Consider the following 21,934-nt stretch of genomic DNA (forward strand, 5'->3'; position numbering starts at 1 on the left):
CCAGAATTCTCCTGCCATGATTCAAACTCCTGTTATTACCAAAGTGAATCATACGGAGATATTTTAATCAATATGTTGATTGGGTTTCGACCCTAAAGCAATCCAGCAAAAGTGCGCAGCGGTTTTGCGTCCGGAATTGCCTGAAAACAAAGAGTTGGAGCATTCTGGTCATTCGAAGAAAACGGAAATGCTCTAGGGAAACGAGCCTGTGCCGCCGGATGGCGCTCACTTCGGCAGTTGCGGCTGTGGTCTTTCCTCGATCAGCAACTCGTCGACGATGGTCATGACGACGAGCGAGAGCGGCAGTGCCAGCATCGCACCGACCGCGCCCCACATCCATGTCCAGAAGATGATCGCCAGGAAGACGACGAACGGATTGATCTCCAGACGCCTTCCCATGACCGCGGGAAAGATCAGGTTTTCCATCACCAGATGTACCGTGAAGAAGGCCGCAGCGGGGATAAGACCGATGATGATGCTGTCATGGGTTATGACGCCTCCAATGCCCACCGCGACGGTCATCATCGTGATGCCGAGATAGGGGATGAAGCTCGAAAGAAAGGCGAAGAATCCCCATAGGACGGGCATGGACAGCCCGCCCGCATAGGCGATAACAGTCATCATGAAGCCGAGCGCCACATAAATCAGCGAGGCGGTGGCGAAATAGAAGCCAAGCACCTGTTCCACGGCATTGATGATACGGATGGCCGCCAGCCGCTGCGCGCGCGTGCGGAAGGTCATAATGATCGTCTTGCGCAGGTTCACCCGGCTCGCAAGAAAGAGCAGCAGCGCAGCAAAGAAGATCAGCCCCTGCACGAGCGCAGGCGTCAGGTTTGTTGTTACCACATGCAGCACGTTGCCGGTGTTTGCGAGCAGCGCGTCGATGGACATCGGTCCGCTCTGGAAGGTGGCGGGTGTGATGTGCAGCCATTCGATCCGCTCCAGATAGGGCATCATGCGCTGGGTGGTGCGGTCGATGAAGCCGGGCGCCTCGTTGGCGAGCATCGCCAGAGGGTTGGCAAGCGAGTTGACGAGCAGGAAGACAATGAGCGCGACGCCGATGGAAAGGATCGCCGCATTGGCAAATCTCGGCACGCCCATCTTCGAGAGCTTTTCCGCGGCCATGCCGAGGATCATGCCGACGACGACGGCAAGGGTAATCGGGATCAGGATCAGCGACATCAGGTAGACGGCGGCAAGGCCCAGAATGCCGAAGATCCCGATGATGGCCCATGCCATGCTGACATCGAGTCCATCCTTCTCGACGCGGCGCACCGGAGCCGACGGAAGTTCCTCAGCCGCCTCCTGAAACGTTCGTGCCCACGCGCTTATATGGCTCTCGCCAGGACGGACCTTGCCAGACTGTTTCTTGATGCCGTTGGCGGTGTCCATGTCCGATCCGTCCCCCGAAGCCCGATTGCTTCGGCAATCAACGCGGAAGGGTCGCTGCCGGTTCCGCGTGAAGGATTTAGACAGATCGCTGGCGCCCGATGAAATCCACGAAAGCGCGCAGCGGCGGCGGCATCTGGCGCCGGCTTGGATAATAAAGGTGAAAGCCGGCGAAGGGCGGCGTCCAGTCGTCGAGCATGCTGACGAGCCGGCCGGCGGCGAGATTGTCGGCCGCGTGGTAATCGAAGAGATAGCCGATGCCGATCCCGTCGAGCACCGCCCGCAGTATCAGATCGTTGTCTGTGGTGCTGAGCGGCCCCGAGACCGCCACTTCCAGTTTTTCATCGCCACGTTCGAATTCCCAGTGATAGAGGCTGCCATCCGTCGGCCAGCGAGAGGTGACGCAGGAGTGATCGCGCAGGTCGCGCGGTGTCTTCGGCACGCCGTGGCGCGCGATGTAATCGGGTGAGGCAACGACGATCAGCCGCATTTCGCCGCCGAGCTTGACGCTTACCATGTCCTTTTCCACCATCTCGCCCAGCCGGATACCGGCATCGAAGCGACCGGCGACGATATCGGTGAGTTTGTCCTCGACCACGACATCGATGACGATGTCGGGATAGGCCGCGTGAAAGGGCGCGATCAGCGGCGCCAGCCTGTGGACGATCGCGACCCGCGGCGCGTTGATGCGCAACAGCCCGGCTGGGGTGTCGCGCAATGCCGCGACATCGGCCACTGCCCGATCGAGATCCGCAAGCGCCGGCAGAAGCCGCGTAAGCAACCGCTGGCCCGCCTCGCTCGGCGCCACGCTGCGCGTCGTGCGATTGAGCAGCCGGATCCCCATCCGCTCCTCGAGCGCGCGGATCGTCTGGCTGAGTGCCGAGGGCGATATGCCGAGGCGTGCCGCGGCACGCGCAAAACTGCCCTGCTCGGCTACCGCCGCAAAGGCCTTCAATTCCGCATAGTCACTGCCGCGCATTATGCTGTCTTTTCTAAATAAGCCATATCGATAATGTAGCATTGTTGTTAGTATCGGCAAGGCGCATCTTCTGTCTGCAACGACAGGAGATGTCCTATGACCGATACATTGTCCCTTGACCGCTACCGTCTGCTCGGCCGCTCCGGCCTGCGTGTTTCGCCGCTGTCTCTCGGCGCCATGACTTTCGGAACCGACTGGGGCTGGGGCGCGGATGAGCAGGAATCACGGCGCATGTTCGACGCTTATGTCGACCGCGGCGGCAACTTCATCGATACCGCCAACCAATATACCGGCGGCACATCCGAAAAACTCGTCGGCCGCTTTGCCGAAGGCCGTCGCGACGAGCTCGTCATCGCCACCAAATATACGATCACCTCGCGCCCGAAGGACCCTAATTCCGGCGGCAACCACCGCCGCAGCATGGTCCGCTCGGTTGAAGACAGCCTGAAGCGGCTGAACACCGATTACATCGATCTCTTCTATCTGCACGCCTGGGACTTCACGACCTCGGTCGAGGAAGTGATGCGCGGCTTGGACGACCTCGTGCGTGCCGGTAAAATCGTCTATGCTGGGATTTCCGATACACCCGCCTGGCAGGTTGCGCGGATGCAAACGCTCGCCGACCTGCGTGGCTGGGCGCCGCTGGTGGCTTTGCAGATCGAATATAGCCTGATCGAGCGGACGGTGGAACGCGATCTGATCCCGATGGCGCATGAGCTCGGCCTCGGCGTCATCCCCTGGTCGCCGCTCGGCATGGGCGTCCTGACGGGCAAATATAGCCGCGCCGACCTGGATATCGGCGGTGGCACCGCAAGTGCGGTCGGCACCCGCAAGAATGTCGCTGCCGGCAATGGTTCGTTGACGGAGCGCAATCTCGGCATTGCCGATGTGGTCAAGGAAATTGCCGCCGAAATCGGCAGGACGCCGGCACAGGTGGCGATCGCCTGGACGCTGACCAATCCGGCTATCACCTCGCCGATCATGGGCGTGAAGACGATGGCCCAGTTCGAAGACAATCTCGGCGCGCTCGATGTCGTGCTGTCGAATGAACATCGTGCCCGCCTCGCCGAGGCAAGCGCCATCGTCCTCGGCTTTCCGCATGATTTCCTCGCCAAGCCGCTGACGCGTGGCGTCATGTTCGGCGAAGTGACGATCGAGCCACGTCGCTGACCCATGGCAGGCGCTAAGATCTGCAAATGAAATGGCGCCGGAAACGGCGCCATTTGTCGTCCAGATGCCTCGCTTCGAAAGCGTAAGCAAAGGATCGTCTCGTGAAGCCAGAACGGTCCTTTCCAAAACCTCGGAAGATATTCTTCAGGCCGAAAGCGTGAGCCCGATGCCCCAAGGATCTCTCAGAAAGACACCGCCGTCGCGCTTCTCGCTCTTGATCTCCAGCTCATCCAGCTTGGAGACGGCCTTATCGAGCGTTTCCTTATCGTTGAAGCGGATCTTGTAATCGGAAAGGCCGGTCATATTGTCGGCGCGCGTGCCGGCGCCGCGGCTGTTCCAGATATTAGCTGCGAGATGGTGGTGGTAGCCACCGGTCGCAAAGAAGCTCGCGCTCGGATAACGTGCCATCACCTTCAGGCCCAGTACGTCGCGGTAGAAGGCGTCCGCCTGCGGAATGTCGCCGACCTGCAGATGGATGTGACCGATCGCGGTACCGTCGGCCATGCCGGTCCAGGTGTCATCGGGGGCGCTGTTGTAGAGCGCCTGCAGATCGAGCCGCAGCGTCGCCATCTCCACCATGCCGTCTGGATGGAATTTCCAGCCTTCATGTGGCCGGTCGGCATAGATTTCGATGCCGTTGCCCTCCGGATCGGAAAGATAGATCGCCTCGCTGACCACATGGTCGGACGCGCCTTCGAGCGTCACATTGTTCTGCGCAGCATGACGAAGCCAGCGCGCGAGCTCGTTACGATTGGGGACGAGGAAAGCGGTGTGAAACAGGCCGGCGGCGTTGCGGGGCGCTTCGCGGGCGTTGCTGTCCGTCGTCAGCGTCAGCAGCGGCAGACCGGCAACACCGAGAACCTCACCGCTTGCGGTCTTTTCGAGCACCGAGAGACCAAGCATCTTCTGATAGAAACCGGACACCGCGGCCAAGTCTCTCACAACCAGATGCGACTGGTCGATATAGGCAGGGCGCGTCAGCGCATAGGAGGTTTCAGTTGACGTCATGGGGTGATCTCCTGCCATGGAACTGGCCAATGAATTGAAAGGCGTACCGGCGGTGGCGGCAAATGTGCCGCCCGTAGCGAGCGCGAAGAATTTTCGCCGGTCCATTCGCCTGTAAGCTCCCTCGGCTGCTGTACTTGATGTCTATATGGCCCATTTCCATTGTTCACAGAAGGCCGGTTTTTGACGATGAAGCGTTCTGTAAGTGTTGACGATCGCTCGCGCCCCACTTGATATCAATCAATGCGCTTTATCTATTCAGGGAGGAGGTTGATGACGAAGAGCAACACCTTGAGGAGGATCAGATGTACAAGAAGATCATTGTTCCCATTGAAATCGGCAGCATCGCAAAAGGCGAGAAGATTTTCCGCAAGGCAGCAGGGCTGCTCGACAATGGCGGCGAGATCATCCTCCTAAACGTCGTCGAGGATATTCCGACCTATGTCGCCATCGAGCTTCCAGGAAACATCGTCGAGGATGCCATGAAGGAAGGCCGCGACCGGTTGCACGATCTCGTCGCCAAGACCGGTATTTCGGCCACTGTCGAAGTCCGCAACGGCCCGCCCGCCGACAGCATTCTTGCCGCGGCGAAAGACCACGGTGCCGATCTCATCATGATTGCCTCGCACATTCCCGATATCTACAATTACTTTATCGGCGCCACCGCCGACCGCGTGGTGCGCCACGCCAAATGCTCGGTGCTGGTGGATCGGTAGGACGTGAAGCCATGGACACGAAACTTCAGGAAAAGATCCTGCGCGACCGCTGGCACGAACTGACAGCCCGCCTGCGCAGGATCGATACGGACCTCGGCCGCACCAAGGCGGCCGATGATGACGACCGCGCCATCGAAAACGAGAATGACGAAGTGCTGGAAGGCCTCGGCCAGGCAGGCGAGGAGGAGCTTCGCGCCATCGATGCCGCCCTCGAACGCATCGCTAAGGGCACCTACGGTACCTGTGCCCGCTGCGGCGCCGAGATATCCGAGGCCCGCCTTGCGGTGCTGCCGCAGACGCCGCTCTGCGAGGATTGCGCCGCGGGGAGGTAAGGGCGCCATCAAAAACGGACATGGCGTGTCACAAAGATTTAACCTGACACCGCCAGGCGTCCGGTTGCGCCTTTGCGAATTCGGTGCGACGATCCTCTTACTCTGAGTAAGGGTGCGTGCATGGGCGAGTTCAACGGCATTCGCTGGGCTTACGACAAGTATGAGCTGATCGCGGACGGCATCGTCCACGGCGTCGGACTATTCTTTGCCCTGATCGGCGCGACCGTACTGATCTTTTACGCCACTCTCTGGAGCCCGGCCGGCGCACTGGTTGCCGCCTGGGTTTACGGCGTAGGGCTGGTGCTGACGCTCGGCATTTCCTTTTCCTACAATATCTGGCCGGTTTCGCGCACCAAATGGTATCTGCGCCGCTTCGACCATTCGGCGATATTCATCCTGATCGCCGCCACCTACACACCCTTCCTGCAGCGCGGCGCCGACGATCCGCTGTTGCTGGGCATGCTGATCTTCATCTGGCTGATCGCCGCCTTCGGTATCTTCGTCAAATGTGTTTTTCCGGGCAAATGCGATCGGCTGGCGATCCTGCTCTATCTCGCCATGGGCTGGAGCGGATTGGTGGTGGCCGAACCCGTGGCCTCGCGCATCCCCTATACTTCCATGCTGCTGATCGTCATCGGCGGCGTCATCTATTCGCTGGGCGTCATCTTCCATGTGTGGGAGAGGCTGCGTTTCCAGAATGCCATCTGGCACGGCTTTGTGGTGGCCGCTGCCGCCGTGCATTATTCGGCTGTGCTGACTTGCTTCAGCCTGTCGGTCCCCGCCTTCTGATATCTGTCGTTTACTTCGCGCAGCGCCCGGCGTATGCCCCAAAAATCGAGACCATTCGCAACCAGGCCTGCCCACATGACCGATACCGTTCTCATCCGGGACGCCGCCCAAGCCGATCTTCCTGCCATCAGAGACATCTACAACCACGCGGTCGAGCATACGACGGCGATCTGGAACGAGACGCTCGTCGATCTCGACAACCGGCTGGAATGGTTCAAGGCGCGCAAGGGCAGGGGCTTTCCGATCATCGTCGCCGAAATGAACGGCAAGGTTGCCGGCTACGCCTCGTATGGCGACTGGCGCGCCTTTGACGGCTATCGCCACACGGTCGAACATTCGGTCTACGTCGACAAGGATTGCCGCGGTTCAGGCATCGGTGAAAGACTGATGCGGGCATTGATCGAGCGCGCGAGTGCCGGCAATGTCCACGTCATGATCGCCGGCATCGAGGCTGAAAACACGGCCTCCATCAAGCTCCACCAAAAGCTCGGCTTCCGCGTCGCCGGCACATTTTCCGAGGTCGGCATCAAGTTCGGCCGCTGGCTGGATCTGACCTGCATGGAACTGCGCGTACCGAAAGACTGACAGGGCCGTCTTCGGTTGCCCATAGCCAGATTGCTCATATCCAGATTGATTGCCGGCGGAGCACTAACCATATTTTTATCGTAGTCTGGCCTTGTAGAAATCTCTGAAGGCGCGACTCGTAGAGGAGAGGTTGATGTTTGGACGCCCGGTGCTCGGTCTTTCGGCTTTCCTGGCTGTAGCGGCCTACTCGTTGCCGGCAATGGCCGCCAATTGCGGCAGCACGGCTGAGCCGAAACTTGACTGGCAGGAGTGCAACAAGAAAAACCTGATGCTTCAGGGCAGCGATCTCCAGGGCGCCAATCTCGCCGGTACGGACTTCGCCTTGACCGATCTCGGCGGCGCGAACCTGAAATCTGCGAATGCAGAAAAGGCGACCTTCGTGCGGGCCTCGCTTCAAGGCGCTACCCTTCAAGGTGCCAACTTCGCAAAAATCGAAGCCTATCGGTCGACTTTCGCCGGTGCCATCGGCGATGGTGCAAACTTTGCCGGTGCAGAGCTGCAGCGGGCCGATTTCACCGGCGCACAGCTCACGAAGGCAAATTTCGAGAAGGCGGAGCTTGGCCGCGCTAACTTCGACAAGGCAGTGCTGACCGGCGTCAGCTTCGCGCTCGCCAATCTCTCCCGCGCCGACCTGACTGGCATAAGTTATGATGGCCCGATCAACTTCGACCGCGCCTTCATGTTTCTGACCCGCATCGAGGGGCTGGATCTGTCCGCCGCCACCGGCCTGCAGCAGCCGCAGATCGACCTTGCCTGCGGCGATTCCTCCACGAAGCTACCCTCGGGGCTTTCCGTCCCATCGAACTGGCCCTGCCCGCAGGAGCAGGACTGAGCGGAATCGAAAGCGGAGCCTTTTGGCTCAGGCAAAGCGACTACCCAATGGCCTCGCGCGGGTGCGCATGCGCTCAAGCTCCAGGACGTCCGCGACGGTGGTTTCGCAACACCAGCGGGTCGCTGCTTAGAACTTCCTGCATCGCAGTCATTGTTTCATCCTTCTGACATGGACTACGCCTAAGCCGCACCGGCTTCCGCTTCGTTTCTATATGAGGACTTCCGCCCATGGCGCCTGCGAAGATACGCGTGATCATTGTAGGCGCCGGCATTGTCGGCGCCTCGCTCGCTTTCCATTTTGCCCGGCGTGGAGCCGCCGTCCATATGGTGGAGGGCTCGGCCGCAGGCAGCGGCGTGACGTCACGCGCTTTCGGCTGGGTAAATATCATCAATATCGTGCCGGGACCTGCCAATTACCGCCTCGTGCAGGAGGCGCTCGCCGAATATGCCCGCCTGCAGACAGACCTGCCGGCCGTCTTCGCCGCCGCACGCCCCGGTTCGCTCTTCTGGCTCGCAAGCGCCGCCGAAACCGAGGCCTTCGCCGCGGCCCATCGCATGGCGGGGACGGATGTCGAACTGGTCGATGCCGCGACGATCGCCGCATGGGAGCCCAATCTGCGGGAGCCTCCCGCCTGCGCCATCTTTTCGCCCCGCGATCTCGCGCTCGATCCTGCAAAGCTGGCACGGGATTTGATCGATGCCGCCGGCGTAACCGCCACCTTCGGCCGCAAGGTCGAAAGCCTTATCCTTTCGGGTAACACGATAAGCGGCGTGCGCCTCGCCGATGACGGCGTGATCGAAGCCGATCTCGTGATCCTGGCCGCCGGGACCGCCGTTGACCATCTGACGGAAAACCTCGGCTTCCGCACCGGCGTCGAAGCCTCACCGTCGATCATCCTGCGCTACAATTGCGCCGAACCCGTGCTAAACCGCATCCTCCGAGGCCCCGGCCTGGAAATCCGCCAGTCCGCGGACAACCGGCTGCATGTCGCCAAGGGTTATATCGATGATCACGAGGAAAACATGCCGGAAAGAGTAGGTCAGCGGATACTGAAGATCATGCATGAGCGCCTGCGCTTGCCCGAAGGCGTTTCACTGGTCGAGGCTGCTGCCGGTTACCGGCCTTTCTTCTCCGACGGAATGCCGCGGCTGGGTTTCCTGCCCGGTGTCGAGGGAGCCTATGCCGCGGTAGGCCATCCCGGTGTCATTCTCGCACCGGTGCTTGGCCGGCTCGCTGCGGACCATGTGCTGGAAGGCAGGCGCTCGACGCTCATCCCGCCCGCTGGCCTGATATGAAAAAAAGCGGACCTTCTGGGGTCCGCTTTCCTTTATTTGCCGGGCTCGAAAACCATCGCGTGCCCGTTGATGCAATAGCGCAGGCCGGTCGGTGGCGGCCCGTCGGGGAAGACGTGGCCGAGATGGGCCTCGCAGGTGCCGCAACGAATTTCCGTGCGCACCATGCCATAGGTGGTGTCCCGGTGCTCCGTCACCGCATCAGGTGAAACCGGCTCGAAATAGCTCGGCCAGCCGCATCCGGCATCGAACTTGGTGTCTGAGCGGAAGAGCGGCGCATTGCAGCCGACACAGCGGTAGAGACCGGTCTCGAAGGAATCCCAGTAGGGACCGGTAAAGGCGCGTTCCGTGCCGTGTTGGCGGGTGATGCGATACTGCTCCGGAGTTAGCAGTTCCTTCCATTCGGCGTCGGTCTTGTGAACTTTCGGGTTAGCGGTCGTTTCGGCCATGGAGTGTTCCTTTCGCCGGGGGCAATCTCTTTTCGTGCGCAAATGTGGGGCGCGGAGCATGATTGATCAAGTCCGAGATCCGGCCTGGATCAAAGCCTGCCGTCTCCTCGCCCCATTCGTCGCCTAGTCAATTTGGGGGAAGACGACGAATCACCCGTGCTTTATCTTTAGTGTGCCATTAAGCTTAATAGTGTGCGTTTCGGGAACATCAGGTGTTTCATTCTTTGATTCTGGTTCTATACGGTGCAATTGCCGGGATCGCCCTGGCTGTGACCCTGCTGGAAGGCTGGGTCAATCATGATCGCTGGACCATACACCGCATTGCTGGGATGATTGCCTGCCTTTTCTGGCCGCTGCCGCTCGCTTTCTTCATCCTGCACGGTTCCTTTTCCCGCCTGGTCACACGCTTTTCGTGAACGTCAGGCCTGAAATGGCTTTCGGCATCCATCGCGGGTGGCCGAAAATTGCTTGAGGCTGTCAGCCGATTCACCTAAGCCTTGGAAGGCTGTTTTGCTGGCATTCATCCGTAGTGCGGGAGGGGACATGGCCGATGTCACGGCTCTGACATTTCTGGCCTTGTGTCTGCCGCTGATCGGTGCTCTCGCCGCTCCCTTTGTCACCCGCATTGCCGGCGCAAACGGCGCCTGGCTGCTCGCGGTCGCCCCCTTGCTCACCTTCCTGTATTTTCTGCGGCTCGTGCCTGATATCGCTCGCGGCGAAATCGTAACGGGCGGTTACGACTGGGTGCCGGGCCTGGGCGTTCGCTTTTCCTGGTTCCTGGACGGGCTGTCGCTCACCTTCGCGCTGCTCATTACCGGGATCGGCACTCTGATCGTGCTCTATGCCGGCGGATATCTCAAGGGCCATGCGGATCATGGCCGGTTCTTCTCCTTCATCTTTCTCTTCATGGGCGCGATGCTCGGCGTCGTGGTTTCCGACAGCTTCCTGATGTTCTTCGTCTTTTGGGAGCTCACCTCGATTACCTCCTTCCTGCTGATCGGCTTCGACCATCAGCGGGAGGCATCACGACGAGCCGCCCTTCAGGCGCTTGTCGTCACCGGCGGCGGAGGATTGATACTGCTTGCCGGCCTGCTCGTGCTCTGGGGCCTGACAGGTGTCGCGCAGTTCTCCGAGCTCATGCAGTCTGGCGATGTCGTCAGGGGTAGCCCCCTCTATTTCGCCACGCTGCTGCTGGTGCTTGGCGGCGCCTGCACCAAATCGGCGCAGTTTCCCTTCCACTTCTGGCTGCCGAATGCCATGGAAGCGCCCACACCGGTTTCCGCCTACCTGCATTCCGCCACCATGGTGAAGGCCGGCGTCTATCTGCTGATGCGGCTGAACCCGGTCATGGGCGCGACACCTGCATGGGAAGTCCTGCTGCCTGTCTTCGGCAGCCTGACGCTGGTCACGGGCTCGGTGCTTGCCATCCGCCAGACGGATCTGAAGCTGAAGCTTGCCTATACGACCGTCTCATCCCTCGGGCTGCTGGTGCTGCTGATCGGTCTTGGCTCGGATTATGCCATCGAAGCGGCAGTGCTCTATCTGGTGGCGCATTCGATTTTCAAAGGCGCGCTCTTCATGGTGGCCGGCATCATCGACCATGAGACCGGCACGCGGAATATCACACGGCTTCGCGGCCTGCGCAGGGCCATGCCGCTGACTTTTACGATCGCCATGGCCGCTGCCCTTTCCATGGCTGGCCTGCCGCCCTTCTTCGGCTTCCTTGCCAAGGAGGAAATCTATACGGCTCTGGCTGCCGGCGATCCCCGTTCCATCCTATTCACAATCGTCGCCGTATTCGGCAATGCCCTGATGTTTGCAATCGCTTTTGCAGTGGCGCTGAGGCCCTTTGCCGGCCAGCCGGTGGAAACGCCGAGCCATCCGCATGAGGCGCCGGTCCTGCTCTGGCTCGGCCCGGCAATCCTCGCAGCAGCAGGCCTGCTTGCGGCGCTCTTCTCAGGCTTCACGCATGGCACGATATCCTCGCCTATGGCCTCTGCTGTCTCTGGTCAAGCGACCACCATCATATCCATCACGCTCGCACCGCATGTCGGCGTGCCGCTTGCCCTGTCGCTGCTGACGATGGTGCTCGGCATCGCCGTCTACTGGCAGCTCGACCGCGCTCGTACTCTGGCGGCGTTTCTCCTGCATTCAGCCCGAGGTCCCGATCGCGGCTTCGACTATGCCATCACCTGGCTTGTCCGTTTCGCGCACCGTACTATAGGCATCGTCCAGCCAAGGCGGCTGGATATCTATGTCGCCTCCACCTTCGTCTGCGTCGCAGCGATCCTGCTCGTGCCGCTGATCCTCCATGGCGAGCTGCCGCTGGCCTTCGCCTTGCCCGCCGGCCTGCGGCCGCACGAGGCAGGCATCATGCTCATCGCCGTCTCCGGCCTTCTTGCCGTCCTGATCGCCCGCGACCGACTGACGGCGATCGTCTCGCTTGGGATTCAGGGTTTTGCTGTTGCGCTGATCTTCCTGCTCTTCGGCGCGCCGGACCTCGCCTTCACCCAGTTCATGGTCGAGACGCTTGCGGTCGTCATCCTCGCTCTCGTCATGACCCGCCTGCGCCTGTCGCCGACCGATCCGCGCCACGGCGGCCGCCGTCTCTTCGATATCGTCCTCTCGCTTGCTTGCGGCTTCGGCTTCACGCTGCTTTTGATGCGTGCCACCGAAGCGCCGTTCAACACCGCGCTCAGCGACTTCTTCAACGCCCATTCGAAGCTGATCGCCCACGGCACTAACGTCGTAAACGTCATCATCGTCGATTTCCGCGGCACGGACACGCTCGGCGAAATCGCCGTCGTGGCGGTGACGGGCCTTTCCATCCTCGCCCTCATCCGTATCCGCGGCAATACGGAGCGCCGGCTGGCGACGAACGATCCGGATGCGGAGGAGGCATGAGGACAGCAACTTGCGCATTGCGGTTCGGCCCCCTCATCCGACCTTTCGGGCCACCTTCTCCCCGAGGGGGGAAAGTGTGTTGCCGCGCCGTCTATGCACTCTTAAGGGCTTTGTGTGGCACGTCCCCGCTACCGAGCGGGAAGAGGGCTAGGGTGAGGGGGCTCCGGTTGCGGACGCCTCCAGATTCGGCTTCGATGTTCAAGCGGTCGGCCTTGCATCTTCGCGGAGCCGCCGCATGAACACCCTCATTTTCCGCACGATCGCGCCCTTCATCACCGCGCTGATGCTGCTCTTTTCCGTTTTCATCCTGCTGCGCGGCCACAATGAACCGGGTGGCGGTTTCATCGGAGGGCTGATCGCCGCTTCGGCTCTGGCGATTTATGGCATTGCCTTCGGCGTGGAGGCGGTGCGCCGGGCTATTCGCTTCCACCCGTTGGCGATTGCCGGTTTCGGTTTGCTGCTTTCCTGCATCGCCGGCTTGCTCTCGATCTTCTTTGCCGTGCCTTTCATGACCGGCCTCTGGATCTATCCCACCGTCGTCGGGGTCGAAGTGGGGCTCTCCAGTGTCATGCTCTTCGATCTCGGCGTCTATTTCGTCGTGCTCGGCGCTGTTGCCTCGATCGCGCTGGCGCTGGAAGAAAGGGAGGTGGACTGATGGAGGCGCTGTTTTCCATCCTCGTCGGCCTGTTTTTTTCTGCCGCCATCTATCTGATCCTGTCGCGCTTCTCGATCCGCATCATGCTCGGCATCGCGATCCTTGGTAATGCCGTCAACCTGCTGATCTTCACCGCAGGACGTCTGACGCGCGAAATTCCGCCGATCATCCCGGCGAGGGCCGACATACTGCCATCAGGTGCGGCCAATCCGCTGCCGCAGGCACTGATCCTGACAGCCATCGTCATCTCGTTTTCTTTCCTCGCCTTCCTGCTGGTGCTGACCTATCGCGCCTATCAGGAACTCGGCACGGACGATACGACCCGCATGCACGATGCCGAACCGGAAGACCGGCAGTTGCCGCCCGTGGGGTATTAGGGATGGTTGTGCGGATGCTTTCGCCCCTCTGGCCTGCCTACCCATCGACTATCATGGGAGGCACCGCCTGATGGCCGCCTCCGTCTCCGACCTTTCGGCCGCCATGGTCATTACGCCGGTCCCGCCGGCCCATTGGCTGGCCATCCTGCCGGTCGTGCTCTGCATCAGCTTTGGCGCGCTGCTCCTGATGCTGCGCAGGTTTCACCGCCTGCAGGCCTGGATCGCCATTGCCGGCCTCGTTCTTCTTGTGCTTCTCGACGTCGCTCTCCTGCGGCAGGTCGCCCAGAACGGCCCGCTTACCATGGTCATGGGACGCTGGCTGCCGCCCTTCGGCATCGCCTTCACCGTCGATATCTTCGGCGCGCTGATGGCACTTGCCGCGGCTGTCGCCGCCCTCTCGGCTGGCATCTATGCGCTCTCGGATACGACCGACAGCGGCCGGAGATACGGTTTCTTCCCGCTTTTGCTGCTGTTGGTGGCCGGCGTCACTGGCGCCTTCCTGACCGGGGACATCTTCAATCTCTATGTCTGGTTCGAGGTGCTGCTCATCTCCTCCTTCGGTCTGCTCGTCCTTGGCTCCGAACGGGCGCAGATCGATGGCGCGCTGAAATATGCAGTGCTGAACCTCATCGCCACAACGCTCTTCCTTATCGCTGTCGGCGTCCTCTATGCGAGCTTCGGCACGCTCAACATGGCCGATATCGCCGAGCGGGCAGCGGGCCTGAGCGGCACGGCACCGCTCATGACACTCGCCTGTCTGTTCCTGCTCGCTTTCGCCATGAAGGCCGCGGCCTTTCCCGTCAATTTCTGGCTGCCAGCCTCCTATCACACGCCACGGATCGCCGTTTCCGCGCTCTTCGCGGGCTTGCTGACCAAGGTCGGCGTCTACGCGTTGCTGCGCGTCCTCGTCATGCTGTTGCCCACCGAGCGAGACGAACTCAGTCTACTGCTATCAGTCGTCGGTGCACTGACCATTCTTGTCGGCGCATTGGGTGCGCTTGCCGAAACCGACCTGCGCCGGATGCTCGGCTATGTGGTGATCTCGGGCATCGGCAACATGCTGGTCGGCGCAGCACTCGGTACGGCCGATGGCCTCGGGGGCGCTGTCTTCTATGCGCTGCATTCGATCGTGTTGATGACGGCGCTTTATCTTCTGGCCGGCGAAGCGGGCAGGCGGGGCGGCTCCTTCTCGATTGCCGCCCTGGGCGGCCTCTATCGCCAGAACGGGCGGTTCGCTGCGATATCGCTCATGCTGTTCTTCGCCGCCTGCGGCCTGCCGCCCTTTTCCGGTTTCTGGCCGAAGGTGCTGCTGCTCAAGGCTTCGCTCGATCTCGGTGCGTGGTGGCTGGCCGGCGCCATTCTGCTTGGCGGTTTCCTGCTCACCATCGCTTTCGGCCGCCTCTTCTTGTTTGCCTATTGGCGTCCGTCCCCACTGTCCCTGCCGCCGGTGCGGACCGGCTGGACAGTCGGCTTGCCGCTTGTGGCATTGACGATCCTCGTCGTGGGCTTCGGCATCCTGCCGGAACAATTGCTGGAATTTGCCCGATCGGCGGCCGATGGGCTTGCGGATCCCTCCGCCTATATCTTCTCCGTCTTTCCAGAAGGCGCCATGCAATGATCGTCCTGTTCCTGAGCCTGCCGCTTGCCCTCGCTTGGGTCGCCGTGACAGGCAGCGCCTCGCCGCATAATTTCGTTTTCGGCCTGGCACTGTCGCTGCTGTCGCTCGCCGTCGTGCGCGGGGCATTCGCCGGCCGCTTGCCGCCACGCCGTGTCCGTCCGCTGCACGTCCTCCTACTAGCGGGTCTTTTCCTGACGGAGTTGGCGCTTTCGGCCTGGCGGGTGGCGCTGACGGTGCTGTCGCCGCGCCTGCAGCTTGCTCCCGGCATTCTTGCATTCCCGTTGACGGTGACGAGTGATTTCCAGATCACTCTGCTTGCCAATCTGATCACGCTCACGCCCGGCACACTCTCCGTCGATGTATCGGAGGATCGGCGCACGCTCTATGTGCACGCGCTGGACTGTGCCGATCCGCTGGCGGTCAGGCGCGATATCGCCGGTGGGCTCGAGCGTCGCATCATGGAGGCCTTCGGATGATAACGCCTGCCGCCATTGTGTCCGGCGCCGCCACCGCGGCTCTTGGCATCCTCAGCGTTGCGCTCTGTGCTACTGTCTGGCGCGTCGTAATGGGTCCTAGCCTGCCGGATCGTATCCTGGCGCTCGACATGCTGACGGGCATCGCCATCGGTTTCATTGCCGTCGTCGCGGTGCGCACCGGCTTCTCGCTTTATATCGACATCGCCATTTCACTCGGTCTCGTCGGCTTCCTCGCAACCGTCGCCTTCGCCCGTTTCGTGCTCTCGCGCGGAGCGGTGGGAGAGGCTGAGCCTGAGACGCGAAGGAGGAGTGAATGATGGATTATGCGCTTGCTATAATCACCGCTGCGCTACTGCTGGCAGGCGCCTTCTTCGCGCTGGTGGCCGCGATCGGGGTCGTGCGTTTGCCGGATCTCTACACACGCATGCACGCCGCCTCGAAGGCCGGCACGGTTGGTTCCGGCCTGTTGCTGCTTGCGGCCGGGTTTTACTCGGGCGAACTTGCCGTGTTTGCCAGAGCGTTCGCCGGTTTCTTGTTTTTCATTCTAACTGCGCCTGTTTCTGCACACCTTCTTGCGAAAGCTTCGCATAAAACTGGTCATTTCCCGGCTCCTATGTCAATACGTGACGATATGCGAATGCGCCGAGGTGAGGGCTATTCAGAATTTTAAGCAATTTACGCAAACTTACGCACTGGAATTGCGAGTAAAGCTTTCCAAACTGCTGACCAATTCTTTGTGAAGGATTTTTTTTCTAGCAAAATCACAATTAATAATTGGCCTTTTGGGAAAACGATGGTATTTGAAAATCAAGTAGAGTTCTGATTGTGAATTAGAATCGTACTGCTTCCAAGCCCCTTAGCCTTGATTGCCAATGTCTAACTGGGTGGCGGCCTGGAAGAATACGTAATAGCTCACCTTCAGGCAGTATTGGTGCAGAATACGGTCTTCGGAATCTAGGGGTGGATTTCCGGTTTTTCGAAACAAAGGCTGCAACCTGCTCTTTTGCTGTTTGGCTCTGCGACGAGGGTTCTTCGTCTCTTGGGAGAAGGACCGTTTGAGCATGCTAACAGGAGAAAGAATATGACGGATATGGCGACCGGCAATGCGCCGGAGCTGCTTGTGGAACTGACGGCCGATATCGTCGCGGCCTATGTCAGCAACCACGTTGTGCCGGTCAGCGACCTGGCCAATCTGATTTCCGACGTACACTCGGCATTGAGCAACACGTCCGTACCGCAGCCGGTGGCAGCGGTCGTCGAAAAGCAGAAGCCTGCAGTCTCTGTCCGCAAGTCCGTACAGGACGAGCAGATTACGTGCCTGGAATGCGGCGGCAACTTCAAGTCCTTGAAGCGCCACCTGATGACGCATCACAATCTCGCGCCGGAAGAATATCGTGAGAAGTGGGACCTGCCTGCCGATTACCCGATGGTAGCCCCGGCCTATGCCGAAGCGCGTTCGCGCCTCGCAAAGGAAATGGGCCTGGGACAGCGCCGCAAGCGCGGCCGCGGCTGAGTATTATACCGCTGGACGATAAAAAGCCGGGCCTTTTGCCCGGCTTTTTCATATTTGCGTTTCGATGAAGGCCCTCATCGTCGGCCATTGTTATCTATCTTCAAAAAAGCACGACAAAGATGTCGGCCTGGCAATAGCCCATCCGTCTCTAAAGCAATTCCGGGTTTTGCGCTCGGAATTGTATGAAGAGATGGAAGATAGGCAGGCGCTGATGCTGCCGCATAAGAGGAGAAGAGACAATGCGCGTAATGGTCATCGTCAAGGCGACTGAGGACAGCGAAGCGGGCATCATGCCCTCGACCGAGCTGCTTGCCGCTATGGGCAAGTATAATGAGGATCTCGTCAACGCCGGCATCATGCTGGCAGGCGAGGGGCTGCATCCGTCTTCCAGGGGCAAGCGCGTCGCCTTCGATGGTGCCAAGCGCATGGTAATCGACGGCCCCTTCGCCGAGACCAAGGAACTCATCGCCGGTTATTGGTTGTGGCAGGTCAAGGACATGGATGAGGCGCTCGAATGGGTCAAGCGTTGCCCCAATCCGATGCCCGGCCCGAGTGAGATCGAAATCCGTCAGGTCTTCGAGGCCGCCGATTTCGGCGAAGCCTTTACGCCGGAGCTCGTCGAGCAGGAAGAGCGCCTGCGCGAAAAGATGGCTGGCGACAAATAATCTAACCAGGAAAGGCTCTAAATCGCGAGGCGTCCGGAGGCTATTTCTCCGGGCGCTCGGTTGCTTCAGGCGGCAGCAGCCCGAACCCGCGCTTCCTCGCGAATGCGATTGACCATCGAACGCAGCCCGTTGGAGCGCTGCGAGGAGAGGTTTTCGGTGAGGCCGATCCTGGAGAAGATCTCGAAAGCGTCGAGCGAGGCGATTTCGGATGCCGTTTTGCCGGAATAGGTGGCGAGCACGATGGCGACGAGGCCGCGCACGATATGCGCATCGGAATCGCCCTCGAACGTCATGAGCGGATTGTCCGGGTTGCCGGATGTATGCGTCACCAGCCATACTTGGCTGGCGCAGCCCATCACCTTGTTCTCGGAGGTCTTCTTCTCCTCGGCCAGTTCCGGCAGCGCCTTGCCGAGTTCGATGACATAGCGATAGCGGTCTTCCCAATCGTCCAGGAAGGAGAAGTCGTCGATGATCTGGTCGAGGGTTGCCATACTTGTCAGGCCTTTCACTGTTACCTGATCATATAGGCGAAGCGACCGCAGAATTGAACCGCTAAAAAGAAACGCCGTGAGGGATGGGCATCCTCACGACGCAGCATAGTGCTGAAATAAACAGGGCAGGCACGTCAGGCATGGGGCATCTCCGCGTCATGCGGACCACCGATGCAAGCTTGGATGCGGGCGGGTGCGCCCGCAGAATTCGTCAGATCGCCGGCTTTGGCGTCGGCCGCGGGATCGCGCCGGCCGGAATGGTGGCAGCCGGAATGGTACTGGTTACGACCTGTTCCGCCGAAGCGCCGTCATCGACGGGTGGGCGGTAGGGCTGCGGCATGTGCGGCATCGGCTGGTTCAATGCCGCCTGTGCTTCGCGCACGGTGGTGGTTACGGCATCCGGCAGGGAAGGAGCGGCGAGCGCCACAGGCGCCGGCGGGATAGCCGACTTCGCGGGAGCCGATTTGGATGTGTCGTCCTTGAACTGGCTGTCGAGCAGTTCGTAGGCGACGCGGGCGCCCTCACGAGCCCGGTAGCCGAGAGCGGTCAAGGTCTCACCACCCTTGGTGCAGACCTCGGGTCTTTCGGCGCACATGCCGGTCATGTAGTCATAGGCGCCGCTGACCGCCGTGAAGGCGTCGGAAAACTGCAGTTGCGTGTGGCCGGCATTGTCGGAACTCTCCGAAGAGAAAACGGAGAGTGCTACGAGCACAAGGCCAAACCAGAATGATCCTTTGATCAGAAACCACATTGTCTTGCCCATCCTGTTTTCCCGTCCGGTCTTGCTGCCGAATCGGGCCGGTTGTCCGGTGTGTTTGCACCCTACCGTGAAGTTGCGAATGCCGCTTTTCGAAACTCGTCGGCATTTGCGGCAAATTTGTCTCAAATTTTAATGATCGCAATTTTCGGAACATTTCAGTCGAATTCTACCTGGTGCCGTTAAGCATGGTGGCAGCCGCCGCCTGCAATTGCTGGGCTTTTGGCCCGCCGCTTTGCCACAAGAGTTAACATGATACTGAAATATGAGGAAAATCCGTTGCTTACCGGCTATTAACCACAAAATTCAAAGGCCCGCGCAGATGGCCCAAAACGGGACTTTTAGCGTTTTTGGACTGTGGAGGGCGACTTTGCCTTATCCTTTCCTTAAGCCGCGGGGGCCTATTGTCCAGGTCAATGAAAGGCCTTTTGGGCAGGTATTGCGTGCGTGTATTGAGTGACATTGGCGGTCGGGCGACAGCCCTCGTGGACCGGGCAGCGTCAGGCTGGCTCTCCCGGACGAGCGGCGGCGAAGCTGTGCGCCAAAGCGAGCTCGCCATTCTGCGCCGCCTCGTCTTTCTCTCTTCCGCCGCCCTTGTCGCCGCTCCTGTCGGACTCTCCCTCGTCACCAGCCCGGCTGTTGCGCTGCCGGCCGGCGTTGCCACGGTCTGTGCCGCCTTCCTGTTTTCCGCCGTCGGCAGCATTGCGCTGGCCCGCCAGGCTGCACCCCGGAATGCTGTTGCGACCAGCGCCGACGATCTCTTCCTTGAAATGAGCCCGGGCCTCGTGCTGTTCCTCGATCCGCACGGCAACGTGACGACGGCAGGTGGCCGCGACAGCCACGACTATCTCGCCTGGATGCGTGATCCGAAAGGCAGGGGCTTTTTCGAACAGGTTCATGTCTCCGATCGCATCCATTTCCTGCAGGCGCTGGATGCCCTGCGCCAAGGCGAGGAAAAGGCGACCGTCGATGTGAGATTGGAGCGTCCCTCCGTCTCGCGGGATAACAGGCAGTTCGCTTATCTGCGCATGGATATGACTGCGCGGCGGGATCTGGACGGCATGCTTTCTGGCGTTATTGCTCAGCTGCGTGACGTATCGGTCGAGCAGCGGCTTCGCGCCGAGGCGCAGACGCGTCTGGCCGATGCTGAATCGGCCAATGATGCAAAATCACGCTTCCTCGCCGCCGTCAGCCATGAACTGCGCACGCCGCTGAACGCCATCCTTGGCTTCTCGGATATTCTGATCGGCGAATATTTTGGCAAGTTTGAGAATGAACGCCAGCGCGAATATGCCGGCCTCATCCGTGAATCCGGCGCGCATCTGCTCTCCGTCGTCAACACGATGCTGGATATGAGCAAGATAGAAGCCGGCCGCTACGAACTGATGCTCGAGCCTTTCGATATCGGTGCTTCGATCCGCTCCTGCGAATCGATGCTCGCCCTGCAGGCGAAAAGCAAAGGCGTGACGCTGACGAGCCGCGTGCAGCGCGGCATCGCCGAGGTCGTCGCCGATCAACGCGCGCTACAACAGATCCTCATCAATCTCGTCGGCAACGCGGTAAAATTCACCGAAGCCGGCGGCGTGGTGACTGTCGATGCGGCCATGCGCGACGGCATCCTGCAACTGACGGTCAGCGACACCGGCATCGGCATTCCTGCCGACAGGCTGGCGACACTCGGCCAACCTTTCGTCCAGATCCAGAATGATTATACCCGCCGATTCGAAGGCACGGGTCTTGGCCTCTCACTGGTCAAAGGGCTTGTGGCCTTGCATGGTGGCCATTTCGGCATTGCCAGCCAGCCGGGCGAGGGCACGATCATCACCATCGAGATCGCGGCTGACGGTTCCGGCGCCTGCACTGGCGAGGACACCGGACAGAAGGGGGCGGTCGAATTTCCGCCGCGGCTGAAGGGTGCGGCAAATGCCGCAGAAGTGGAGGAGGGGCTGTTCGATGGCCGCGCGCAAGCGAAAATCGCCTAAGGGCAAAAGAGGCCGGCATCAGCAGGGTTTTTTGATGACCGGTGCGGCGGCGCTCGGCGGTATCGGTCTGCAGGGCGCAACGGCGTTGGGCGGCCTCGGCCTTCAGGGTGCCGGCGTGCTCGGCGGCGTCATTGGCCGCAATCCCTCCATTGCCGGCGGCACGATCGCCTTCGTCGTCATCTTCTCTTTCGTCGCCGCCAATGCGCTCTGGTATCAGCCGGGAGCGCACCCGCATCCGATCTTCCGCACGCGCGATCCGGATGCGCCTTACGCCATCGGCTTCCGTCCGCAGACCGAGCCGCAGGGGGACGTCACTACCTTCCGCATCGAGCGACCGGGCGATGCGGCCGCGACGACCGAATCCACGCCTCCGGCTGCTCCCGGCCAGCAGCCGAACCCGCTCGTCATGGATATCCAGAAGGAACTGATCCGCCGCGGCCTCTATAACGGCAATGCCGATGGCGTCATCGGCCCACGCACAAGTGCTGCCATTCTCTTCTTCGAGGAAACCGTCGGCATGCCTCAAAGCGGCGACGCGACACCGGAGGTGCTTGCCGCGCTGAAGACCGACGCTGCAGGCCCCTCGACCGTCCCCGTCGAGAAACCGCGGGAGGATGTGACATCGAAGGCGACGGAGGAAGACCCAGTCGCCGCCGCCATCCGCAGCGCCGAAAAGACCGTCAAGACGGCACCGTCCTCGCCCAAACAGGTTCCGCTATCGGCGATAGCCAATGTGGACCTGGTGCTGAAGATCCAAAAGGGCCTCGCCAACATGGCCTACGCCAATGTCGGCGTCGACGGTGTCGCCGGCGAGCAGACCCGTGCCGCCATCCGCCACTTCCAGAAGCACTACAACTTGCCGGAAAATGGCGAGCCCAGCGAAGCCGTGCTGAAGAAGCTCAAGGAAATCGGCGCGATCTGATCGGCAGTTCCGGTAAAGCAGGACCGGCGGAAAGCG

Annotated in this window: 26 protein-coding genes; 20 read left to right on the top strand and 6 right to left on the bottom strand. The window is 60.7% G+C overall.

Translation table 11 applies throughout. The features are described 5' to 3' along the window. Positions 1-225 precede the first annotated feature (225 nt). Both FHX15_RS11785 and FHX15_RS11790 read right to left on the bottom strand, forming a co-directional pair. A complete protein-coding gene (locus FHX15_RS11785) occupies positions 226-1,392 on the bottom strand; it encodes an AI-2E family transporter (protein ID WP_184397198.1) in 1,167 nt (388 codons plus the stop codon). Between the two features lie 76 nt (positions 1,393-1,468). After that, positions 1,469-2,368: a LysR family transcriptional regulator gene (locus tag FHX15_RS11790; protein WP_184397200.1), complete on the bottom strand. Its 900-nt coding sequence runs from the start codon at positions 2,366-2,368 to the stop codon at positions 1,469-1,471. Between the two features lie 96 nt (positions 2,369-2,464). Here FHX15_RS11790 and FHX15_RS11795 point away from each other — a divergent pair, with 96 nt between their 5' ends. After that, the gene (locus FHX15_RS11795; RefSeq protein WP_184397202.1) at positions 2,465-3,538 is read left to right on the top strand and encodes an aldo/keto reductase; all 1,074 of its coding nucleotides are present in this window, start codon (positions 2,465-2,467) and stop codon (positions 3,536-3,538) included. A 144-nt stretch (positions 3,539-3,682) separates the two neighbouring features. Here the strand turns inward: FHX15_RS11795 and FHX15_RS11800 are convergent, their stop codons facing one another. Next, positions 3,683-4,651 (bottom strand): VOC family protein, encoded by a 969-nt coding sequence (locus FHX15_RS11800; RefSeq protein WP_184397204.1) that lies wholly within the window; start codon positions 4,649-4,651, stop codon positions 3,683-3,685. Between the two features lie 197 nt (positions 4,652-4,848). Here FHX15_RS11800 and FHX15_RS11805 point away from each other — a divergent pair, with 197 nt between their 5' ends. The 6 genes from FHX15_RS11805 (at position 4,849) to FHX15_RS11830 (ending at position 9,092) form a co-directional block, all read left to right on the top strand. Next, positions 4,849-5,259, top strand: coding sequence for a universal stress protein (locus tag FHX15_RS11805; RefSeq protein ID WP_184397206.1), 411 nt, complete (start codon positions 4,849-4,851; stop codon positions 5,257-5,259). An 11-nt stretch (positions 5,260-5,270) separates the two neighbouring features. After that, positions 5,271-5,591 carry a TraR/DksA family transcriptional regulator gene (locus FHX15_RS11810; RefSeq protein ID WP_184397208.1) on the top strand — a complete coding sequence of 107 codons (321 nt, stop codon included), beginning with the start codon at positions 5,271-5,273 and terminating at the stop codon, positions 5,589-5,591. 120 nt (positions 5,592-5,711) lie between these two features. Beyond that, a complete protein-coding gene (gene trhA, locus FHX15_RS11815; RefSeq protein WP_184397210.1) occupies positions 5,712-6,380 on the top strand; it encodes a PAQR family membrane homeostasis protein TrhA in 669 nt (222 codons plus the stop codon). A 75-nt stretch (positions 6,381-6,455) separates the two neighbouring features. After that, positions 6,456-6,965: a GNAT family N-acetyltransferase gene (locus FHX15_RS11820; RefSeq protein WP_184397212.1), complete on the top strand. Its 510-nt coding sequence runs from the start codon at positions 6,456-6,458 to the stop codon at positions 6,963-6,965. 133 nt (positions 6,966-7,098) lie between these two features. Then, positions 7,099-7,797, top strand: a complete 699-nt coding sequence (locus tag FHX15_RS11825; RefSeq protein WP_184397214.1) for a pentapeptide repeat-containing protein — start codon at positions 7,099-7,101, stop codon at positions 7,795-7,797. A gap of 227 nt (positions 7,798-8,024) precedes the next feature. After that, on the top strand, positions 8,025-9,092 hold the full coding sequence (locus tag FHX15_RS11830) for an NAD(P)/FAD-dependent oxidoreductase (RefSeq protein ID WP_210290683.1): 1,068 nt from the start codon (positions 8,025-8,027) through the stop codon (positions 9,090-9,092). Positions 9,093-9,124: 32 nt separating this feature from the next. Here the strand turns inward: FHX15_RS11830 and msrB are convergent, their stop codons facing one another. Continuing rightward, positions 9,125-9,538, bottom strand: coding sequence for a peptide-methionine (R)-S-oxide reductase MsrB (msrB, locus tag FHX15_RS11835; protein WP_184397218.1), 414 nt, complete (start codon positions 9,536-9,538; stop codon positions 9,125-9,127). A gap of 212 nt (positions 9,539-9,750) precedes the next feature. Between msrB and FHX15_RS11840 the strand changes: the two genes are divergently transcribed. From FHX15_RS11840 to FHX15_RS11890, 11 genes are all read left to right on the top strand, one after another. After that, complete coding sequence (locus tag FHX15_RS11840; protein WP_184397219.1) at positions 9,751-9,954, top strand: hypothetical protein; 204 nt, start codon at positions 9,751-9,753, stop codon at positions 9,952-9,954. A gap of 127 nt (positions 9,955-10,081) precedes the next feature. After that, a complete protein-coding gene (locus FHX15_RS11845; protein ID WP_184397221.1) occupies positions 10,082-12,442 on the top strand; it encodes a putative monovalent cation/H+ antiporter subunit A in 2,361 nt (786 codons plus the stop codon). Positions 12,443-12,677: 235 nt separating this feature from the next. Then, on the top strand, positions 12,678-13,097 hold the full coding sequence (locus FHX15_RS11850) for a Na+/H+ antiporter subunit B (protein WP_184397223.1): 420 nt from the start codon (positions 12,678-12,680) through the stop codon (positions 13,095-13,097). Then, positions 13,097-13,474 carry a Na+/H+ antiporter subunit C gene (locus FHX15_RS11855; protein WP_184397224.1) on the top strand — a complete coding sequence of 126 codons (378 nt, stop codon included), beginning with the start codon at positions 13,097-13,099 and terminating at the stop codon, positions 13,472-13,474. Before FHX15_RS11850 ends, FHX15_RS11855 begins: the two co-directional genes overlap by 1 nt. Positions 13,475-13,544: 70 nt before the next feature. After that, positions 13,545-15,092 carry a Na+/H+ antiporter subunit D gene (locus FHX15_RS11860; RefSeq protein WP_184397225.1) on the top strand — a complete coding sequence of 516 codons (1,548 nt, stop codon included), beginning with the start codon at positions 13,545-13,547 and terminating at the stop codon, positions 15,090-15,092. Further along, a complete protein-coding gene (locus FHX15_RS11865) occupies positions 15,089-15,568 on the top strand; it encodes a Na+/H+ antiporter subunit E (RefSeq protein ID WP_184397226.1) in 480 nt (159 codons plus the stop codon). Before FHX15_RS11860 ends, FHX15_RS11865 begins: the two co-directional genes overlap by 4 nt. Next, entirely contained in the window at positions 15,565-15,885 is a 321-nt protein-coding gene (locus FHX15_RS11870; RefSeq protein ID WP_184397227.1) for a cation:proton antiporter, read from the top strand. Before FHX15_RS11865 ends, FHX15_RS11870 begins: the two co-directional genes overlap by 4 nt. Further along, complete coding sequence (mnhG, locus tag FHX15_RS11875; protein WP_184397229.1) at positions 15,882-16,238, top strand: monovalent cation/H(+) antiporter subunit G; 357 nt, start codon at positions 15,882-15,884, stop codon at positions 16,236-16,238. The genes FHX15_RS11870 and mnhG overlap by 4 nt, the downstream gene beginning before the upstream one ends. A gap of 411 nt (positions 16,239-16,649) precedes the next feature. Beyond that, positions 16,650-17,081 carry a MucR family transcriptional regulator gene (locus tag FHX15_RS11880; protein ID WP_007821525.1) on the top strand — a complete coding sequence of 144 codons (432 nt, stop codon included), beginning with the start codon at positions 16,650-16,652 and terminating at the stop codon, positions 17,079-17,081. Between the two features lie 64 nt (positions 17,082-17,145). Then, on the top strand, positions 17,146-17,352 hold the full coding sequence (locus FHX15_RS11885; RefSeq protein WP_184397230.1) for a hypothetical protein: 207 nt from the start codon (positions 17,146-17,148) through the stop codon (positions 17,350-17,352). Then, the gene (locus tag FHX15_RS11890) at positions 17,321-17,746 is read left to right on the top strand and encodes a YciI family protein (RefSeq protein WP_184397232.1); all 426 of its coding nucleotides are present in this window, start codon (positions 17,321-17,323) and stop codon (positions 17,744-17,746) included. Before FHX15_RS11885 ends, FHX15_RS11890 begins: the two co-directional genes overlap by 32 nt. A gap of 65 nt (positions 17,747-17,811) precedes the next feature. On the opposite strand, the gene FHX15_RS11895 is transcribed toward FHX15_RS11890, so the two are convergent. Then, positions 17,812-18,237, bottom strand: a complete 426-nt coding sequence (locus tag FHX15_RS11895) for a SufE family protein (protein WP_184397234.1) — start codon at positions 18,235-18,237, stop codon at positions 17,812-17,814. 211 nt (positions 18,238-18,448) lie between these two features. Beyond that, on the bottom strand, positions 18,449-18,988 hold the full coding sequence (locus FHX15_RS11900) for a DUF5330 domain-containing protein (RefSeq protein ID WP_184397893.1): 540 nt from the start codon (positions 18,986-18,988) through the stop codon (positions 18,449-18,451). A 422-nt stretch (positions 18,989-19,410) separates the two neighbouring features. On the opposite strand from FHX15_RS11900, the gene FHX15_RS11905 reads away from it, so the two are divergent. Beyond that, positions 19,411-20,976, top strand: coding sequence for a sensor histidine kinase (locus tag FHX15_RS11905; protein ID WP_184397895.1), 1,566 nt, complete (start codon positions 19,411-19,413; stop codon positions 20,974-20,976). After that, complete coding sequence (locus tag FHX15_RS11910; RefSeq protein WP_184397236.1) at positions 20,948-21,898, top strand: peptidoglycan-binding protein; 951 nt, start codon at positions 20,948-20,950, stop codon at positions 21,896-21,898. The genes FHX15_RS11905 and FHX15_RS11910 overlap by 29 nt, the downstream gene beginning before the upstream one ends. The last annotated feature ends 36 nt before the right edge of the window (positions 21,899-21,934 follow it).

The organism is Rhizobium sp. BK650 (genome assembly GCF_014195325.1).
Classification (GTDB): Bacteria; Pseudomonadota; Alphaproteobacteria; order Rhizobiales; family Rhizobiaceae; genus Rhizobium.

Bases quoted from the DNA above. Each gene is read 5' to 3' on its own strand.
- FHX15_RS11805 (WP_184397206.1), top strand. From the start codon at position 4,849: ATGTACAAGAAGATCATTGTTCCCATTGAAATCGGCAGCATCGCAAAA.
- FHX15_RS11865 (WP_184397226.1), top strand. From the start codon at position 15,089: ATGATCGTCCTGTTCCTGAGCCTGCCGCTTGCCCTCGCTTGGGTCGCC.
- FHX15_RS11880 (WP_007821525.1), top strand. From the start codon at position 16,650: ATGACGGATATGGCGACCGGCAATGCGCCGGAGCTGCTTGTGGAACTG.
- FHX15_RS11845 (WP_184397221.1), top strand. From the start codon at position 10,082: ATGGCCGATGTCACGGCTCTGACATTTCTGGCCTTGTGTCTGCCGCTG.
- FHX15_RS11855 (WP_184397224.1), top strand. From the start codon at position 13,097: ATGGAGGCGCTGTTTTCCATCCTCGTCGGCCTGTTTTTTTCTGCCGCC.
- msrB (WP_184397218.1), bottom strand. From the start codon at position 9,538: ATGGCCGAAACGACCGCTAACCCGAAAGTTCACAAGACCGACGCCGAA.
- FHX15_RS11895 (WP_184397234.1), bottom strand. From the start codon at position 18,237: ATGGCAACCCTCGACCAGATCATCGACGACTTCTCCTTCCTGGACGAT.
- FHX15_RS11860 (WP_184397225.1), top strand. From the start codon at position 13,545: ATGGCCGCCTCCGTCTCCGACCTTTCGGCCGCCATGGTCATTACGCCG.
- FHX15_RS11810 (WP_184397208.1), top strand. From the start codon at position 5,271: ATGGACACGAAACTTCAGGAAAAGATCCTGCGCGACCGCTGGCACGAA.
- FHX15_RS11795 (WP_184397202.1), top strand. From the start codon at position 2,465: ATGACCGATACATTGTCCCTTGACCGCTACCGTCTGCTCGGCCGCTCC.
- FHX15_RS11800 (WP_184397204.1), bottom strand. From the start codon at position 4,651: ATGGACCGGCGAAAATTCTTCGCGCTCGCTACGGGCGGCACATTTGCC.
- FHX15_RS11850 (WP_184397223.1), top strand. From the start codon at position 12,678: ATGAACACCCTCATTTTCCGCACGATCGCGCCCTTCATCACCGCGCTG.
- FHX15_RS11900 (WP_184397893.1), bottom strand. From the start codon at position 18,988: ATGTGGTTTCTGATCAAAGGATCATTCTGGTTTGGCCTTGTGCTCGTA.
- FHX15_RS11825 (WP_184397214.1), top strand. From the start codon at position 7,099: ATGTTTGGACGCCCGGTGCTCGGTCTTTCGGCTTTCCTGGCTGTAGCG.
- FHX15_RS11910 (WP_184397236.1), top strand. From the start codon at position 20,948: ATGGCCGCGCGCAAGCGAAAATCGCCTAAGGGCAAAAGAGGCCGGCAT.
- FHX15_RS11820 (WP_184397212.1), top strand. From the start codon at position 6,456: ATGACCGATACCGTTCTCATCCGGGACGCCGCCCAAGCCGATCTTCCT.
- mnhG (WP_184397229.1), top strand. From the start codon at position 15,882: ATGATGGATTATGCGCTTGCTATAATCACCGCTGCGCTACTGCTGGCA.
- FHX15_RS11890 (WP_184397232.1), top strand. From the start codon at position 17,321: ATGCGCGTAATGGTCATCGTCAAGGCGACTGAGGACAGCGAAGCGGGC.
- trhA (WP_184397210.1), top strand. From the start codon at position 5,712: ATGGGCGAGTTCAACGGCATTCGCTGGGCTTACGACAAGTATGAGCTG.
- FHX15_RS11870 (WP_184397227.1), top strand. From the start codon at position 15,565: ATGATAACGCCTGCCGCCATTGTGTCCGGCGCCGCCACCGCGGCTCTT.
- FHX15_RS11785 (WP_184397198.1), bottom strand. From the start codon at position 1,392: ATGGACACCGCCAACGGCATCAAGAAACAGTCTGGCAAGGTCCGTCCT.
- FHX15_RS11885 (WP_184397230.1), top strand. From the start codon at position 17,146: ATGAAGGCCCTCATCGTCGGCCATTGTTATCTATCTTCAAAAAAGCAC.
- FHX15_RS11830 (WP_210290683.1), top strand. From the start codon at position 8,025: ATGGCGCCTGCGAAGATACGCGTGATCATTGTAGGCGCCGGCATTGTC.
- FHX15_RS11905 (WP_184397895.1), top strand. From the start codon at position 19,411: ATGAAAGGCCTTTTGGGCAGGTATTGCGTGCGTGTATTGAGTGACATT.
- FHX15_RS11790 (WP_184397200.1), bottom strand. From the start codon at position 2,368: ATGCGCGGCAGTGACTATGCGGAATTGAAGGCCTTTGCGGCGGTAGCC.